The organism is Olivibacter sp. SDN3, assembly GCF_014334135.1.
In the GTDB taxonomy this organism is placed as follows: domain Bacteria; phylum Bacteroidota; class Bacteroidia; order Sphingobacteriales; family Sphingobacteriaceae; genus Olivibacter.
Map to the genome: position 1 here is coordinate 3,331,657 of NZ_CP060497.1, position 15,628 is coordinate 3,347,284.

General features: G+C 39.2%; 16 protein-coding genes. 6 read left to right on the forward strand and 10 right to left on the reverse strand.

Features of this window, described 5'->3' with window-relative positions:
* The first annotated feature begins 94 nt into the window (after positions 1–94).
* Positions 95–997: an NmrA family NAD(P)-binding protein gene (locus H8S90_RS13780; RefSeq protein WP_187338450.1), complete on the forward strand. Its 903-nt coding sequence runs from the start codon at positions 95–97 to the stop codon at positions 995–997.
* 46 nt (positions 998–1,043) lie between these two features.
* Here H8S90_RS13780 and H8S90_RS13785 read toward each other — a convergent pair whose 3' ends face one another.
* On the reverse strand, positions 1,044–1,364 hold the full coding sequence (locus H8S90_RS13785) for a hypothetical protein (protein ID WP_187338451.1): 321 nt from the start codon (positions 1,362–1,364) through the stop codon (positions 1,044–1,046).
* Between the two features lie 98 nt (positions 1,365–1,462).
* Between H8S90_RS13785 and H8S90_RS13790 the strand changes: the two genes are divergently transcribed.
* A complete protein-coding gene (locus tag H8S90_RS13790; RefSeq protein ID WP_187338452.1) occupies positions 1,463–1,963 on the forward strand; it encodes a very short patch repair endonuclease in 501 nt (166 codons plus the stop codon).
* Between the two features lie 2 nt (positions 1,964–1,965).
* Here the strand turns inward: H8S90_RS13790 and H8S90_RS13795 are convergent, their stop codons facing one another.
* The 4 genes from H8S90_RS13795 to H8S90_RS13810 all read right to left on the reverse strand — a co-directional run bounded on the left by H8S90_RS13795 (position 1,966) and on the right by H8S90_RS13810 (position 5,175).
* Positions 1,966–2,691 (reverse strand): PmeII family type II restriction endonuclease, encoded by a 726-nt coding sequence (locus tag H8S90_RS13795; RefSeq protein ID WP_187338453.1) that lies wholly within the window; start codon positions 2,689–2,691, stop codon positions 1,966–1,968.
* Positions 2,691–4,469 carry a DNA (cytosine-5-)-methyltransferase gene (gene dcm / locus H8S90_RS13800; protein ID WP_222852092.1) on the reverse strand — a complete coding sequence of 593 codons (1,779 nt, stop codon included), beginning with the start codon at positions 4,467–4,469 and terminating at the stop codon, positions 2,691–2,693. The genes H8S90_RS13795 and dcm overlap by 1 nt, the downstream gene beginning before the upstream one ends.
* Before the next feature lie 146 nt (positions 4,470–4,615).
* Positions 4,616–4,939, reverse strand: coding sequence for a hypothetical protein (locus tag H8S90_RS13805; protein WP_187338454.1), 324 nt, complete (start codon positions 4,937–4,939; stop codon positions 4,616–4,618).
* Positions 4,915–5,175 (reverse strand): hypothetical protein, encoded by a 261-nt coding sequence (locus tag H8S90_RS13810; protein ID WP_187338455.1) that lies wholly within the window; start codon positions 5,173–5,175, stop codon positions 4,915–4,917. The genes H8S90_RS13805 and H8S90_RS13810 overlap by 25 nt, the downstream gene beginning before the upstream one ends.
* Positions 5,176–5,319: 144 nt before the next feature.
* Between H8S90_RS13810 and H8S90_RS13815 the strand changes: the two genes are divergently transcribed.
* The gene (locus tag H8S90_RS13815; RefSeq protein WP_187338456.1) at positions 5,320–6,027 is read left to right on the forward strand and encodes an Eco47II family restriction endonuclease; all 708 of its coding nucleotides are present in this window, start codon (positions 5,320–5,322) and stop codon (positions 6,025–6,027) included.
* A gap of 81 nt (positions 6,028–6,108) precedes the next feature.
* Here the strand turns inward: H8S90_RS13815 and H8S90_RS13820 are convergent, their stop codons facing one another.
* From H8S90_RS13820 to H8S90_RS13830, 3 genes are all read right to left on the reverse strand, one after another.
* A complete protein-coding gene (locus H8S90_RS13820) occupies positions 6,109–6,747 on the reverse strand; it encodes a hypothetical protein (RefSeq protein ID WP_187338457.1) in 639 nt (212 codons plus the stop codon).
* 462 nt (positions 6,748–7,209) lie between these two features.
* Positions 7,210–7,434, reverse strand: coding sequence for a PLDc N-terminal domain-containing protein (locus H8S90_RS26460; RefSeq protein ID WP_187338458.1), 225 nt, complete (start codon positions 7,432–7,434; stop codon positions 7,210–7,212).
* 256 nt (positions 7,435–7,690) lie between these two features.
* On the reverse strand, positions 7,691–8,074 hold the full coding sequence (locus H8S90_RS13830; protein WP_187338459.1) for a hypothetical protein: 384 nt from the start codon (positions 8,072–8,074) through the stop codon (positions 7,691–7,693).
* A 627-nt stretch (positions 8,075–8,701) separates the two neighbouring features.
* On the opposite strand from H8S90_RS13830, the gene H8S90_RS13835 reads away from it, so the two are divergent.
* From H8S90_RS13835 to H8S90_RS13845, 3 genes are read left to right on the forward strand one after another with little or no spacing between them, the layout of a single operon-like run.
* Entirely contained in the window at positions 8,702–11,971 is a 3,270-nt protein-coding gene (locus tag H8S90_RS13835; protein ID WP_187338460.1) for a SusC/RagA family TonB-linked outer membrane protein, read from the forward strand.
* A gap of 10 nt (positions 11,972–11,981) precedes the next feature.
* Positions 11,982–13,361: a RagB/SusD family nutrient uptake outer membrane protein gene (locus tag H8S90_RS13840; RefSeq protein WP_187338461.1), complete on the forward strand. Its 1,380-nt coding sequence runs from the start codon at positions 11,982–11,984 to the stop codon at positions 13,359–13,361.
* A complete protein-coding gene (locus tag H8S90_RS13845; RefSeq protein WP_187338462.1) occupies positions 13,348–14,721 on the forward strand; it encodes a TlpA disulfide reductase family protein in 1,374 nt (457 codons plus the stop codon). The genes H8S90_RS13840 and H8S90_RS13845 overlap by 14 nt, the downstream gene beginning before the upstream one ends.
* A 20-nt stretch (positions 14,722–14,741) precedes the next feature.
* On the opposite strand, the gene H8S90_RS13850 is transcribed toward H8S90_RS13845, so the two are convergent.
* Entirely contained in the window at positions 14,742–14,999 is a 258-nt protein-coding gene (locus H8S90_RS13850) for a hypothetical protein (protein WP_187338463.1), read from the reverse strand.
* A gap of 39 nt (positions 15,000–15,038) precedes the next feature.
* Positions 15,039–15,605, reverse strand: coding sequence for a MauE/DoxX family redox-associated membrane protein (locus H8S90_RS13855; protein ID WP_187338464.1), 567 nt, complete (start codon positions 15,603–15,605; stop codon positions 15,039–15,041).
* Positions 15,606–15,628 lie beyond the last annotated feature (23 nt).

Genomic DNA, 15,628 nt, shown 5'->3' on the forward strand with positions numbered 1-15,628 from the left:
AAATTTACAAACATATAAAGTTACTTTCCTTAAGGTAATCAATAGTAAATATATAGTTTATCACTAATATTTTTGTTCAAATAAAAATAAAAAGATGAAAATTACGGTTCTTGGATCCTTAGGGAATATAGGAAAACTATTAACGCAAAAATTAGCAGAAAGCGGGCATGAAGTTATAGGGGTTGATAACAGAAAAGAAGCTGCGTATTTAATAAAAGAATTGGGGGCGACGCCTGCGATTGGAGATTTGGGCGATGTTGATTTTTTGACAAACAGTTTCTATGGTGCGGATGCAGTATTTACTATGTATCCACCTTTGAATTATTTAGATCCTAACTTAGACATTGTTGACTTTTACAAAAAGCGTTCAGAAATTTATGCAAAAGCTATTAAGGACGCCACAACAGTAAAACGTGTAGTTAATCTGAGCAGTATGGGTGCTCATCTAAACCAAGGCAATGGAGCAATAAAGGGTGTTTTCTACGTGGAAAAAATTTTAAATGAAATACCATCTGAAATAAGCATTACTCACTTACGCCCAAATTCGCTATACACAAACTTATATGGATATATAAAAGACATAAAATCCGAAAATACAATCTATGCAAGTTATGGAAGTAAATCAATACCATGGACATCCCCCAAAGATATTGCTGAAGTTGCTTTAGAAGAATTTACCCAAATACATCAAACAAGAAACATCCGATATATTGCAAGTGAAGAACTAACAGGGAGTGAAGTTGCTCAAATTATAGGAAACGTAATTGGAGTCCCAGCTTTGAAATGGAAGATAATCAGTGAACAAGAAATGATGGATAAACTTAAAGCAGCAGGGATGAATAATCCGGTAGCAAAAGAACTAACTGAAATGTACGCTGCATTAAATTCGGGTCTTATGACAGAAGACTATATGAAAAATAAGATAGAATTAGGTAAAACAAAACTTGCTGATTTTGCTAAAGAGTTTGCTATAATCTATTCTCAAAGTACTTTTTAGCTTTCCAAATAAAATCGCATGCGCAAAAGTCGGGTAACGGCCAGGTTTAAGTTTTGTCATTTGGGTTAGTATAGTTTAATGTTTTTGGCGCATCAATGTTAATGCCTTCAATATCTTTGAGTCCCCTTACAATATCTTGTATTAAATCTTGTTGGCCAAACGATACTTGAAAATAATTTACAGTATACCATGCGCTGGAGATCATACTGGCAAACAGCTTATGTTTGTCCAATTCTCGCTGGCGATCCTGAACGCCATCTAATATAGCCAAAAGCCAATAGAATTTATAGGTCGCCGATGTATTGTTAAAGCAGGCGGCCAGATGATGAATGGGCAGGTCATTATTGATAGGAAAATGCTGTATCATTTAAACAAAAATAGGTTTTTATATTATCAAAAAATAATAACCAGCCATGCTGTTTTGAAGAAAAAACCGATCATCATTTTTACTGTTATATTTGTATCATGGCATATCACCCTACAGGCGAAGAACTCATTAAGGTACCCCGTTTTAAGGAAGCAGCCGGTTTCTATACCAACAAGCAGCGTAGCAAGATCATGTCCAAGATAAAGGGAAAAGATTCAAAGCCTGAGCTTTTGTTACGTAAAGCCCTATGGGCAAAGAATCTCCGCTTTCGCTTACATGATAAGAGCCTGCCTGGAAAACCGGATATCATTATCAAGAAATACAAGCTGGCCATTTTTATTGATGGGGAATTTTGGCACGGTCATAACTGGGAGCAAAATAAAAATCGCATTAAAAGCAATCGTGCCTTCTGGATACCCAAGATCCAACGCAATATGCAAAAAGATCGTCAGGATCGAGATCAATTGCAGGCAATGGGTTTTACGGTTTTTCGTTTCTGGTCAAGAGAAGTTACGAACAACCTTCCAAAAGTTGTAAATCAGATTATGTTGTTTATTGAAACAGCAAAGGACATAACAATACCCTATAAGAATGATTGAAGTCAATCTTCACCAAATAGGTCATCATACTTCTGATTGATGTCTTTGCTAAGCTCTTGTATCACCTCGTTGATAGATTCCTTCATGTTTATTTCCTGGGCTACTTCGCCAGCCGCAACGATTAGATTTCTGTAAAAAGTTTGGTCGCCCGTAAAGTGGTGCCAGAATTCCTCGCCAACAAGAACGACCACGTCCCTACCTTCCAGTATCGGGATAAACGAATTTACCTCTTTTCTTTCACCATACATGAGCGCGAATACCAGATCACCATATCGCAGGTCAAGATTATTGGTTCTTGCCAGATTTTTGATGCTTCTGAAATGGTTCTCAATAGTGTCTACATCATCTTTGTTTATAGCATTGGGACCAGATTTAAGTTGGCAATATTTTCTCCTTCCATCAAGTTGATCCACAAATTCGACGTCTATCCCAGCTGTTACAGATCCATAAGCTCCCAATATCTGTGTAATGAAACGCTGCATTCCGGTTCCAAAAGAAGTCGTGATGGACGTGCCAAGTACTCTTGGATAAACAAGAACTTTGGCAAGGCTTTCCGGTTCTGTGTTACCTTCAAAAAAACTAGCTAGGTAATGCAGCAGAAAAGGATTGATCTGAAACTTGTTAATGTCTTTCAGCTTTTCGGTATTCCGCTTGTGGGAGATGGCTAAATTATCTCTGAACCAAGCTTTAAACTTTTCAATGATCTCTTTCTTTTCTGCTTCCGTCATTATTTGTTGAATATTTTCGTTTCCAGTAATGATTTGCCAAGATAATAAATAACTGAGGTCGAAACCGCATTTCCAAATTGTTTTTTAGCCAAGCGTTCATCCTTATGAATGGCAAAACCATTGGGAAAACCCTGAAGCTTACCAGATTCCTTCGCCGTTATGGCTCTATAAGCCCCTTTTTTCACCACTTGATTAATGAAATTTTGGCGATACTCTTCTGGAGAGTCTCCCTTAACAGCTACGGTAGCAATCATATCCTTGGTGCCAGTTGCTGTTAAGGTAGAAAAGATTTCTGAGTGGGGTAGATATATCCGATAGATACCATTTATCCCTGACGAATTTTTGGAGTTTACAAATTCATATCCATTCTTCCCTTCTACAAAGCGTAAGATTTTCTTGTCAACCAATTTCGTCAGCTCGTTTTCCCTCAGATTATCCACCAATTTACGGAGCGCCGTAAAAGGCAGTGGATTTCCATCTTGATCGCCATAGATTTTTTTTCGTCTATTCCGCAGCACTGCCAGACATATTTCTTTTTCCCTCTCAGTAGTGTCTATTAAGTCCCATGAGTGAATGGTGGTATGTCCGTTGCGTGTATCACAGAAAACAAAAAAATCATTCAATTCCGTGTTCTTTTGAAAACGATTTCTACCAATGGGTATTTTCTCACCGAAGATCTCCTTTGGATCAAAGGTCTTCTTTTTGACTTTACCGGTTTTAGTTAGCCCATCCATGATCTCACTTAAGCTGGTGCTCTTTCCAAGTGGAGCTGGAAAGTCAAATTTATTCCCCTTTGCCAAATCGTTACGTATACCAACAATGAAGATCCTATCGCGATTTTGTGGAAGACCAAAGTCATGGGAATTTAAGAGCTGCGATTTAACTTTATACCCTAAATCCCTTAGGCTAGTTTCTATTAGATCAAGATTGGCCTTGTTTCTCGGGTCCATTAAACCCTTTACATTTTCAAAGATGAAAGCCTTCGGCGTGTTCAGTGCTACCAAACGGATCGAATCATTCCAAAGCTTGCCCCGAGGGTCATCGAAACCCCGCATTTTTCCCGCAACAGACCATGATTGGCAAGGAACTCCACCAACGATCAAATCAATTTCCTTAAAGGGAAGTTCGCCAAGTTTGGTAATATCACCAAGCTCTAATTCTGCATCGTTGTTGCCAACGAAGTTTGTTTTATACGTTTCAGATGCAGGTTTATCTATTTCTGAAAAACCCAAACACTTTCCTCCAAGTTTATTCAATGCTATTCTAAATCCCCCTATTCCTGAGAACAAATCAATAAAAGTAAATTTAGGCTGTTCTTCTGTTTGGGTATCTTGGATGCTACTGAGGAGCTCTGTCAAGGAGCCCTCTATATTATGTTGACCGTTCTTTACCTTCGGAAACCAAAAGACTTTCCACCCAGATTTGTTTAATAACAGTTCAATATCTTTATCACTTTTACTGAGAAAGATACAGCATTTATCGGCGGGTAATACAAAATCCGGATTTCCCTCCAATGGTTGGATCAATTGGCTGTTCACCGTATATCTAAAACCATGGGCAGCCAAATGGTGGGCAAATAGACCGTAGTAAGGATCTGCTACCTGTTTTTTTTCAAGTTTTGTGTTCGCTGGTTTTATTGTTTTTGCTTTTTCTTCAATATCTTTTCTCACCAAAGTACTGTCTAGTATGTCCATAACACCAAAATAAAGCTGTTGCTGCTCTTGAAAAGCACCAGCACCATAGCTGATCGCTGTTCCAAAATTAATGTTCTTTTTCATAAACGTGTAGGTTTTGGGATAAAATTGTTTTTTGCAAACATACTAAAAAAATTAGCAATAAAATAAGAAAGAAAGGAACAAAAAGAAATATTGGATGCCGTCAAGCGTAATACAATATGCTATAGAAGCACTAAAGGCTGTAGAAGCTAAACTATTTTTGAAAAATAAGTAGAACTTAGGTCGAGTATGAAACTTTTTTTGGCATTCCCTTGTTTATCATTGACTCTTTGACTGTAGGTGTGTAACGGTGCCATTTTAACTGCCTCAAGCATATTATTATAGGTTATCAGCCAAACGCCCTGCATTGGAAGCACTTTGACGGATGAATTCGATCCATTAAAACGCACAGCTTGCCAATCTATCCAAAAGTACACCTCTATCCCGGAATATTTCTGTTGGTAACGGATGTAATCAATTTCATTGAATGTTACCGCATATTGAGGGTCTATCTTATATAGTATTTGAGACAAAAAAAGGGTGTTCGCTGGGTTTTGAGATCTGCTAGCCCACCCTGTTTTGTGTTGATAAGATCTGGAGCAAAATCGTTTGTTTGTTTTTCCGGATTTTGCGTTAAACCCAATGCCTCGCCATATATTTGTACAAACGATTTTTCATAGCGAGCACCTTTCTCACACCATGCATTTTTATTTTGCAGATCTTCGGGTCTTATTTTCTGTTCATGTATGTCATAGTATTTATATCCCATTATTGCAAGTTGTTTGTGTTTGTACTCTGTTCATAATGAGCGATATATTATTTCAAATATACGGTTTAATTTTGTGTTTTAACGCAGTTTCTTCGGCAACTCAAATTTATTATCTTTGCGGTGTATAACCTATAAATAATCAAGATGCCTAAACTCAAATGGATAAACGATCAGGACTTAAACGATGCGGTAACAAAAATTTTAACAGTTGCACAGAAGTCCAAGGCTAACGTTAAGTCCAAGTTTTATAAAAATGTTCTAGACCCATTTTCAGCAATGATACAAATCTGCGGATATGATATTGATTACGAGGAGTGGGTCTTATCAGAAGAGACTAGACAAGCGCAGAAAACCCTGCAAAACCATATTGGTAACTTCCATCAGAATATTTTGGGAAGTGTACAAGGGTGGAATAATCAACGTACAGGCAAAATTATTGACTTGGTGTCGGAAGAAAAAAAAATTATCGCAGAGGTCAAAAATAAGCATAATACGGTAACGGGTGGGAAGCTGTCCGATTTATATTATGATCTAGATAAGTTGGTTTCTCCCAAAACGAGTATATACAAGGGTTATACAGCTTATTACGTTACCGTTATACCCAAAGTTCCTATTAGGTCAAATATACCATTTATACCTTCAGATAAAAGCAAAGGTGCCAAATGTCCAATTAATGAGAAAATCAGAATAATAGATGGCGCAAGTTTTTATGAGCTTGTTACGGGTGACAAAAACGCTCTTTTTGATTTGTTTAACGTATTGCCCGAGATTATTTCAGATATTATCGGTAAGCCGATAGATGAAATGGGAAGGGAGGGGCTAACTAAATTTTTTGGTTTAGCCTACGGATAGGAGCAAGTCCAAATTACTCTTCGTGGCATCTCAGTGTGTAAAATAAGTTTGGTAACCAATGGATCAGTAAGACCTATATTATTATTTCCTTTTAATCTCTTTAATCCAAGAGAAAACAACCTCGAAAGCATTGAGCATAGAGATACCTGGTAGTAAAAAATTTGCGATACTAATCCATATCCAATATTTTTTAATAAAACTAAGCTGTGCGTCTACAAACTCCTTACGAGTGGCGGATTTTTTTCCATATCTATGATTTCTGAATGACGTGCTGTCGTTATCATCATAATACCCTGCAGTTAAGATGTTATGAATTTTATGCCCCATCACGAAGGTGCTGCCTATAGCAAGGAGAACAATTATAGCCAATAATATAGTCACATCAATTGAAAAATTCAAAAATAGCTGCGCAGCTATTGTAGTCCCCAAGATTTGGTTAGCCACACCTAACCAAATCATAAAGAAAATTAGAAATGGTGCGATAAAGAGAAAGAATCCGAGCGCAAAACATGTTTTGTGAAGAGGATAAAGGATCAGAACTTCAATATGAGACGCTGCTGGATGCACATTTTTTAATGACGTTGCCGCGATGCTTGTTAGAGACAGTAAGCCCAATGATGCTACCAAATACTTTACTGGAGAATTTACAAAATTCAGGAATATCAATGAAAGCACAAAAATGAATGAAGCGACAAAAATAGGTAGGTTTAGGGTTTTCATAAACAATTTTTATTGGATTTTACTAATGTATAAATTTTTATTAGATTGAATAATAGTTGTTTACAATTGGGAGAGTGGCTTGCGTTATTCCGGGTTTCCGAAATACGGGAAACCGTAATATCATCTTCCTGTTTCCAAATTAAATCTGATATTATATCTAGTATTCGAAATCTTCTATACGCAGCTTAGTTCTATTGTTACCTCTTCACATTCGAAGGGATACGCTTTGCCGCCAATTACAGAATATAGGCTGTCTTTTGCCATAAGTTTAGGTTTATGTTTTTGGTTATTCTATTTTACATCATTCGTCTCATTTAATATCATTTTCGTACAATTCCTTAAACGCTTCGCTAGTTTTACCAATAGCTTTTTCGATTAATAGGAGCTCATATGCTTCCGGGGCATCTTTTCGGTAATATAAATTCTTCCAATCTTGCGCATCGGTAGCTGCCTTTGCCGCGATTACTTCCTTAATTTATTTTGATGCCTTATTTTCTTATTTGCAAATAGATAAATTAAACATCCAAATACCGGAATGATCAGGATAACAGTTAGCCAAGTAATACGTTGTGTCGAGGTCAATTGAGGATTATTAATACATTGGTAAATAGTATAAAATCCCACTATTGTAAACAGGACAACGAATATTATTTCTGGTGTACCAATATTTAAATAGTTTAATACCATGAATCTAATATTTCAGATGCTTCCGCTTTGATAATTGCAACACAGCCGAAGCTGCGATGGACGTCCCGATTGCCCAAATGGTTTCTGTTACTGCGTTTCCGACACTCGATATAATAGTTCTATTTTTATTATGCTCCATATGATTTTCCTTTCTACGGCTGAAAAATTTCAAAATAATTAATATTAATACTAGGACAATCGGAACCAAACCACCGCTGCTTAAGCCGGCCACTTCTGAGAGTATTATCCATATCTTTTACTTTGCTTTCTCCTTTTTATATTTCTCAACAAAATCTCTCAAAGTACTGACGAATTCTGGATTATTTATCTCTTTCTCTTCGCTTTTAGCATCTTTCACTTTTACTTTTTTGGGCATTCCAGTTTGCAGCAACCTTTTGTATTCCTTCTGTAGTGCATCAGCTAAACCAGTAGATTCTCTTTTTATGGAAAGAATTAGATTGGTGTTGTCAATTTCTAAAATATCACCAATATCATCTATTTTATTTAGGCTAGGCTGATATTTATTGGAATTCCATTTGCTTATCGTTGTGTCTTCTACGTCGAGATACAGAGCCAAAGCAGCAACTTGCAACGAACTTTTATTCAACTCTTCCTTAATATTGTTAATTTTTTTAGCCATTATTTGAGATAAAAACTTGCATTATATAGCAGTTATTATTATATTTGTATCTAATAAATAAAGCGACACTTAACGAGTAAGTGAATCTACTCGCAACGATGTCTCTCAATTTGGAAAAACCGTCAATTTTTGCCCAAGAGAGAACCGTAAGGTCGCCCTGTATATTTACTGGAATGTTCTATCTTTGTTGATAAACACCAGTATGGGCGTCTTTGCGTTTGAACTTCTATGGGCACCAATAAATCCGAAGGGTTTATTGAAGAGGTTGCTTGACGGTTTCCTCCAAAATAGAAGGAGCAAGGACTGCCTCACTGGTTTGTGACGGCCTAATATTTCTAACTCCTTACGTTGTAGACATCGTTATCATAACCAGATATTATGAAAACGATTTTACCGAACCGACGCCACATCCAACGGCCAAAAACTCACGCAAGCAAGCCTTGCACAATGCCTCGCGCACATGCAAAACCACTTCAAAATCCAATAATCCATATCATCACAGCACCAACCTAAGTCCGTAAAACCTTTTCTTATTTTCTTCCGAAAGTGCTAATTCAATAGCGCTAATGGGTAGATTATATCTCGGATTCTTCTTATTAAAAATACCTAAATCTAATTTACAAAAACATGAAGGTTTACGTTCATAGGGGATACCTATGTCTCAAATTTAAGCTTTATAAGTATATACACAAAATAAAGTTTCTCATTTTTTCACTAGGGGGTGAGGTCAACAAATTTCATACACGAAATGGCTTTTTTAGCGAACGAAATGAAAGTAATATATACGGAAAAAAGCAAAGCACCTATGAGGTCAGAACTACATTATTAAAAAATAACCGAAATGGCGTAAACCATGGCCAAAATGACAAGTGTAGCTACCGAAGTGCGTTTTACAGCTACCGAAAAATATTAGCGTCAAAGCCTTTGGCGCTGAAAACAACTGGTTTTCTAATCTCCTTGTTCTGTGTTTGTTTGGCCCACGCCCGGCAGCAGGATGAACCGTACCGTCTGCGAGGGTCGGTATCATCCGCTGCCACCGGCGTGGCTTTGCAACGGGCAACGGTTAAAATTACAAGTACAGGCAAAACGGTCACTACAAATGAAGATGGTACGTTTAATATGGTCACTAGGGATTCGGCTGGAACCCTCCAGATCAGTTACCTGGGATACCGAACAAGGGAGTTAGCGTTTAGTAGACAAAATGCAGGTCCCTTTAATATAGCTTTGGGGAGCGCAGCAGAGCTGGATGAGGTGCAGATCATCGGTTATGGCCAAACAACAAAGCGGTTTAATACCGGGAGCGTATCCAGCGTCACAGCAAAAGAAATCGAACAGCAACCGGTAACGAATGTTTTATCTGCCTTATCTGGTAGAATGCCCGGGGTCTTCGTGCAAACAACCAATGGTCTGCCGGGAGGAGATATCAATATTCAGATCAGGGGCACGGGGTCAATAAGTGCGGGAGTCAATCCTTTGTACATCGTAGATGGTGTTCCTTATGAACAGGGTGCAATTGGCAGAGGCTCTGCTTTGGATCGAGGATCTATAGCGGGGGCCGTAAATCCCTTTAATACCTTGAGCCCGAATGATATCGAATCTATTTCTGTACTGAAGGATGCGGATGCAACGGCTATATATGGTAGCAGGGGTGCAAATGGCGTAGTAATAATTACAACGAAGAAGGGTGCGGGAGAACAGACAAAAGTAGACGTCAATTTACAGAACGGTTTTTCAACAGTTGCAAATAAGCCGAAGCTTTTGGATATGGAGCAATATCTGAACATTAGGAGGGAGGCATTTGCAAATGACGGAAGGGTTCCTTCTAATGATCCCGCTTCAGCTGATTATGCGCCGGATTTAACAATTTGGAATGCAGATAGTACGACTGATTGGTTTGATTATATGCTGGGGAATTCAGCGCAACTAACAAATGCGCAGGTGTCACTTTCCGGTGGAAGCACCTACACAAATTTTATAGCTGGTGCAAACTTTCGTAACGAATCTAATGTATTGCCGGGCGATAATAAATATATCCGGTCTGGTATCAACTTGCGATTGACCCACGCCTCGAAGGATGGTAAATTTAATTTCAACGTCTCAACACTGGTAAACAACGATGACAATCGCTCAGCTAATCCATCGGGTAGTATCTGGTCTAATATATTGCTGCCACCACACTTTCCTGTATTTGAGGAGAGTGGTGCTTATAACTGGTACATCAGCAATCCAATTGCGCAGTTACATGCAAGAAGCAAAGTGAAAACGGGTAATATTTTGGTAAATACATTGGTCAGCTATAAACTTTTTGAGGATTTGAAATTGCAGTTAAGTGCCGGCTATAATAAAATTAGTATAGATCAAACGCAGCTTTTTCCTGAAGTTGCACTTTTTCCCGGGTCAATAAATTATACCAATTTCGGCCAGAATTCCACGGAGTCTTATATCGCAGAACCACAGATAGATTATAAAAAGGATTTCGCACAATCGAGGTTTGCCGTCATGCTGGGGGGAACTTTCCAAAGTAGTCTTCGAGAAGGGGTATTTATAAGGGCAGAAAACTTCGCCAATGAAAGCTTGATGGAAAACCTTGGCTCGGCAGGTAATGTACCTACACGTACCAATAGCTTCATTCAATATAGGTATGTATCCATGTTTTCCAGAATAAATTATACCCTTAGAGATAAGTATATCCTCAATGTCTCCCTTAGAAGGGATGGCTCTTCTCGCTTTGGTCCACAGAGCCGTTTCGGAAATTTTGGCTCTGCCGGTGTCGCTTGGCTGTTTGGAGATGAAGCATGGCTGAAAGACTTCCTGCAGATGATGAGTTTCGGCAAATTGAGAACGAGCTATGGCATTGTAGGAAATGATCAGATAACGGATTATCAATACCTGTCTACCTACAATAACTCGGGATTGATTTATGAGGGGATAGCAGGTTTGGCACCTTCACGCATAGCGAATGAGGATTTTCGGTGGGAGAAAACCCACAAATTGGAGTATGCACTGGAACTGGGCTTTCTGGATAATCGACTTATGGTACAGATAAACCGCTATCGTCACCGCAGTAGTAATCAGTTGGTGAATTACGCTATTCCTCGGATGACGGGATTTTCTTCTTATCAGGCAAACCTGCCAGCAGTGGTGGAGAACACTGGATGGGAGTTTGAAATACAAAATGAGCATATAAAGAGCAAGAACTGGCGTTGGAGTTCTACCTTCAACCTTACCGTACCGAGAAATATATTAAAGGAGTTTCCGGGTTTAGCACTTTCCAGTTATGCCAATACGTTGGAAGAGGGCTATGATATTAATCGAATATACGGGAGGCGCTTTTTGGGTGTGGATGCAGAGACGGGGATAGCTTCATATGCTTACCACGAAAGTAATATCTCGGTACCTTACAATTTTTACACTCTTGGCAGGCGAACGCCGCATTTTTATGGTGGTTTAGGCAATAGCTTGACTTATAAAAGCTGGTCACTAGATGTGCTTTTTCAGTTTGCTAAACAGACGACGGCCGGCGGCATCTTTTATAGCCCTGGTTGGAGAACCAATCACTATGCTATAGTAGCAAATAGGTGGCAATCGCCGAGTGATGAAACAGAAATGCCAAGAGCAAGCACATTGAATGATGCCTATTACAGCACTTCTTCTGCCAACTATTTTGATGTGGCTTATTTAAGGCTCAAGAATCTTGCTCTTTCTTATACGATGCCTTTGGTTTTTGCCGGTCAGCAGAAAGGCTCCTTACGCATCTATTCTACAGGGCAGAACCTCCTGAGTTTCTGGAATGACGAATTGCCTTTGCTGGATCCCGAGTCTGGAGCACTCTCCAATTCGCAAAGGAATATTCCGCCGATGAGATCGTTGGTGTTTGGTTTTCAGTTAACCCTCTAATTTATTGAAGATGAAATTATTTAAGAACGTACTATTTATAGCTTTTTTAGCAGGCGCATCCTTGACGGGATGTAATAAGCTGATTGAAATAAACACACCCAAAAATCTTATCACACCGGAAGAGGTGTTCAATGATTCGGTTTCTGCACACAGTGCCCTAAGTAATGTATACGCATATATTGAACGTAATGTAGATCCGAATTTGAACAAGTACCTGAGCCTATACGTAGATGATCTCAACCATAATGCGTCTAATGTGCAAGCCGAAGAATTTTTTCGCAATAGCATTTCATTGGATAATGGCTTAAACCAGAACATCTGGTCTTCCTTGTATAGCGTGATCTACCAATGTAATGCGATAATTGAGCACATGGAGGGGATTTATAATACGCCAACCCTCTTTAGTGATATGGTTCAAAATGAAGCCATATTTCTACGGGCTTTTGCCTATTTGTACCTCGTAAGCATTTATGACAATATTCCATTAGTCTTGGAAACGAATGTAAATATTACCGCAGTGCTACCAAACAGTACAAAAGAAGAAGTTTATAGTTTCATCATAGCTGATCTTCTTGGGCTAAAAGAGCGCTTGGAAGCTGTCTCGGACACGGATAACAGAACCCATGCAGACAAATGGGCTACCAGCGCATTGCTCGCTAGAGCTTATTTGCAGCAGAACGAATGGGAAAGGGCAGTCGAACTCTCAACTGAGGTAATACAGTCCGGAAGATTTGAACTCAACGGCGATGTGAATAATGTTTTCTTTTCGGGAAGTAATGAAACAATACTTCAATTCTGGACGCAAAATGATTTTATAAGCGATGCGGCAAGTTTACTTCCGTCAAATACAAGTGTTGCGGTGATTTATGCACTTTCCGATAGTTTGGTAACTGCTTTTGGTAAAAATGATCTACGGAAAGCGAATTGGATAAATACCAATGAAGTGGCGGCAGACAGTCTAATCCTCTATCCTTATGCCTTCAAGTACAAGAACAGAAATACAAACACTTACGGACAGGAATTTTTGGTGGTGCTCAGACTGGCAGAGCAATTTTTGATTCGTGCGGAAGCTAAGGCACATCTCGGTCAGTTGGATGGTCCCGAAAGCGCATGGGAAGATTTAAATAGGATAAGACTACGTGCAGGATTGGAATCTTTTCAAGCGGGCAACATATCACAACCTGAGCTTTTATTAGCAATTGAAGAGGAGCGAAGAAGAGAGTTCTTCATGGAATGGGGGCACCGCTTCATGGATTTGAAACGCACAGAAAGGCTTTCCGAGGTTGTGAAGCGGCACAAAGGTAATTGGACAGAAAGGGCTGTCAGATTCCCGATACCTCAAAATGAAATAAGTTTTAACCCAAATTTAAAACAGAATGAAGGATATTAAATTAGATGCTAATTGCTATGCGAAACGCTTCACGACGGTTCTGACAGGCTTATTAATGATGATGACAGCATTTGCGCAAAACGAACTTAAGGAATTAAACGTTGGAGACCAGCTGCCTCCAATAATTATCAGCGGTTTGCTGGGGAAAGAAGCGGATTCCGCACAGATGGAAAAGCTATATCGTCAGGGCGGGCTCATTATAAATTTTTGGGCAACTTGGTGTGCGCCGTGCAGGAAAGAACTGCCGCTTCTGGATAGTTTGGTAAAAGAAACGGATAACAGGTTGAATGTACTATCCGTTACGTATGAGGATGAGAAAAAGGTCAATACTTTTTTGGATCAACTGCATAGCCCACTGAACAATTTAACTTTTGTAGTAGGCGATACACTCCTCCAAAAATATTTTCCTAACCGTGTGCTTCCTCATAATGTATGGATCAATAGGGATGGTAGAGTGGTCAATATTACGGGTATTGATGGAGTTAACAGAAAGAATGCGTCGGACCTGGTGAACAATCAATTAAAGGAATTGCCGATCAAGACGGATGCTATCGGCTTCGATATGCGTAAGCCTTTCCACACGATGGATTCCTCCTATATTTACCGTTCTATCTTTACGGGATATGCGCCGGGTTTGCCTGGAGGGTTTACTTATAAAACAGATACCCACCCAACGGAAAGGCAAATCAAAAGACTATTCGGATTTAATGCCTCACGTGAACAGATGCTGTGGAGGGCAGTAGGGCAAATGGTATTGAGGAGAAATTGGTTTGACTTGATGGAGATTCATACAAAAGATTCCACACGTTTCTTTTGGCCAAACGAGTGCCCGGAAACATTCGAAAAATCGAAATACAAAACTAAAGCCGAATGGGCAAAGGAAAATCTTTACTGCTACGAAATAGAACTACCCAGAGCCGAAGTGGATACAGTATTCTTTAAGAACGTCATACAAGATTTGCAGCGGGCTATGAACATTAGTATTCGAAAGGAGTATAAACCGATTTTATCTACGGTGATAAAGATGAAATACAACAATATGATTTCTCCAACTACCGTGAAAGATACCTCTTACATCACATTAACAGAAGGGGGGCTGATAGCGAAGAATGTAGAACCCTTGCAGCTCTTTAATTTTTTAAATGAGAAGGTTAAAGCCAATTTGAATAGTGTGCCTTTGGATGCTCCTTATGCAGATGAAACAGCTATTCCTTATCACATTGATGTTGACCTGACATTTGAAGGTACAATTCCCAACTACGACACCATGAAAACATTATTGGAAGTCAAATATGGGTTTGTTTTTGAAACGAAATACCGCAAGCGTGAGGTAACGATAATAGAAGATTTAGCGGACTAATCCGCTAAATCTTCTGGAGATTACATGCCGTGGAATAATTCCGAGGTTTCATCTCCGCTTCCGCTAACTAGCGTGCCTTCGGCACACAGCTGATTCCCGTTCTCACATCCAAAATAACTAATAGCATCTGGACGGGTTAGTTGCGCATTGCTGTTCGGGTTTTCAGGTGCAATATTGGTGCTTTGCCATTGATACACGGGCTCTTGGGCTGCCGGGGTATCTAATAATTTTGCGGCTACTGCTCCTGTTGTGCTTGCCGCGATGGCGACACCTAGCACGATTTTTTTTAAATTTTGCATGGTTTTAAATTTAAATGGTTAAAAAACTAATGAACATGTATGCTGGATGTTATTCTTCTTATTTATTTGCTTTAGCAGGCAAAACGCATAGATAGCTAAACCCGTGAATGCAGCATTAAACAGGAGGTGCACTTCCCAGCTCATCTTGCTTATAATGCCTCCACATGTGCAGGGAAGATCAAGACCACTCAGGAGCATTCCGACGATATATAGCTCAAATATCATCAGTAAAGCGGCGGAACCCAGTAGTCCCTTTGGGCGATATTTATCTATAAAAAGTAGAGCAACCAGAAATAGCTCTATTGCCGGGATCAGAACACCTATCCACGGAGCTAAAAATATCATCCACCTTACAGGTGCCAATCTCATTTGGAAGACGAACTTTTCATATTCCAAAATTTTATTAACGGCTGTATAGGTAAAAAGGATAATCAGCAGGCTTGTTGCTATTAGTACGACTATTTCTTTTCTATTTATGTTTATTTTCATGATTTTTTTGATAGTTATTTCTACAAGCGGGCTACCAATCTCTCCAGCATACACATCGGCAGCCGGCCTGTAAATGGAACTTATGCCTACCTTCATGGCTTGATCTACTATTCGTTTCC

Coding starts and splice junctions, on each gene's coding strand:
- H8S90_RS13840 (WP_187338461.1), top strand. CDS start 11,982: ATGAAATTATTTAAGAACGTACTATTTATAGCTTTTTTAGCAGGCGCA.
- H8S90_RS13845 (WP_187338462.1), top strand. CDS start 13,348: ATGAAGGATATTAAATTAGATGCTAATTGCTATGCGAAACGCTTCACG.
- H8S90_RS13810 (WP_187338455.1), bottom strand. CDS start 5,175: ATGGGATATAAATACTATGACATACATGAACAGAAAATAAGACCCGAA.
- H8S90_RS13815 (WP_187338456.1), top strand. CDS start 5,320: ATGCCTAAACTCAAATGGATAAACGATCAGGACTTAAACGATGCGGTA.
- H8S90_RS26460 (WP_187338458.1), bottom strand. CDS start 7,434: ATGGTATTAAACTATTTAAATATTGGTACACCAGAAATAATATTCGTT.
- H8S90_RS13790 (WP_187338452.1), top strand. CDS start 1,463: ATGGCATATCACCCTACAGGCGAAGAACTCATTAAGGTACCCCGTTTT.
- H8S90_RS13835 (WP_187338460.1), top strand. CDS start 8,702: ATGAAGGTTTACGTTCATAGGGGATACCTATGTCTCAAATTTAAGCTT.
- H8S90_RS13795 (WP_187338453.1), bottom strand. CDS start 2,691: ATGACGGAAGCAGAAAAGAAAGAGATCATTGAAAAGTTTAAAGCTTGG.
- H8S90_RS13830 (WP_187338459.1), bottom strand. CDS start 8,074: ATGGCTAAAAAAATTAACAATATTAAGGAAGAGTTGAATAAAAGTTCG.
- H8S90_RS13785 (WP_187338451.1), bottom strand. CDS start 1,364: ATGATACAGCATTTTCCTATCAATAATGACCTGCCCATTCATCATCTG.
- H8S90_RS13820 (WP_187338457.1), bottom strand. CDS start 6,747: ATGAAAACCCTAAACCTACCTATTTTTGTCGCTTCATTCATTTTTGTG.
- H8S90_RS13780 (WP_187338450.1), top strand. CDS start 95: ATGAAAATTACGGTTCTTGGATCCTTAGGGAATATAGGAAAACTATTA.
- dcm (WP_222852092.1), bottom strand. CDS start 4,469: ATGAAAAAGAACATTAATTTTGGAACAGCGATCAGCTATGGTGCTGGT.
- H8S90_RS13855 (WP_187338464.1), bottom strand. CDS start 15,605: ATGAAGGTAGGCATAAGTTCCATTTACAGGCCGGCTGCCGATGTGTAT.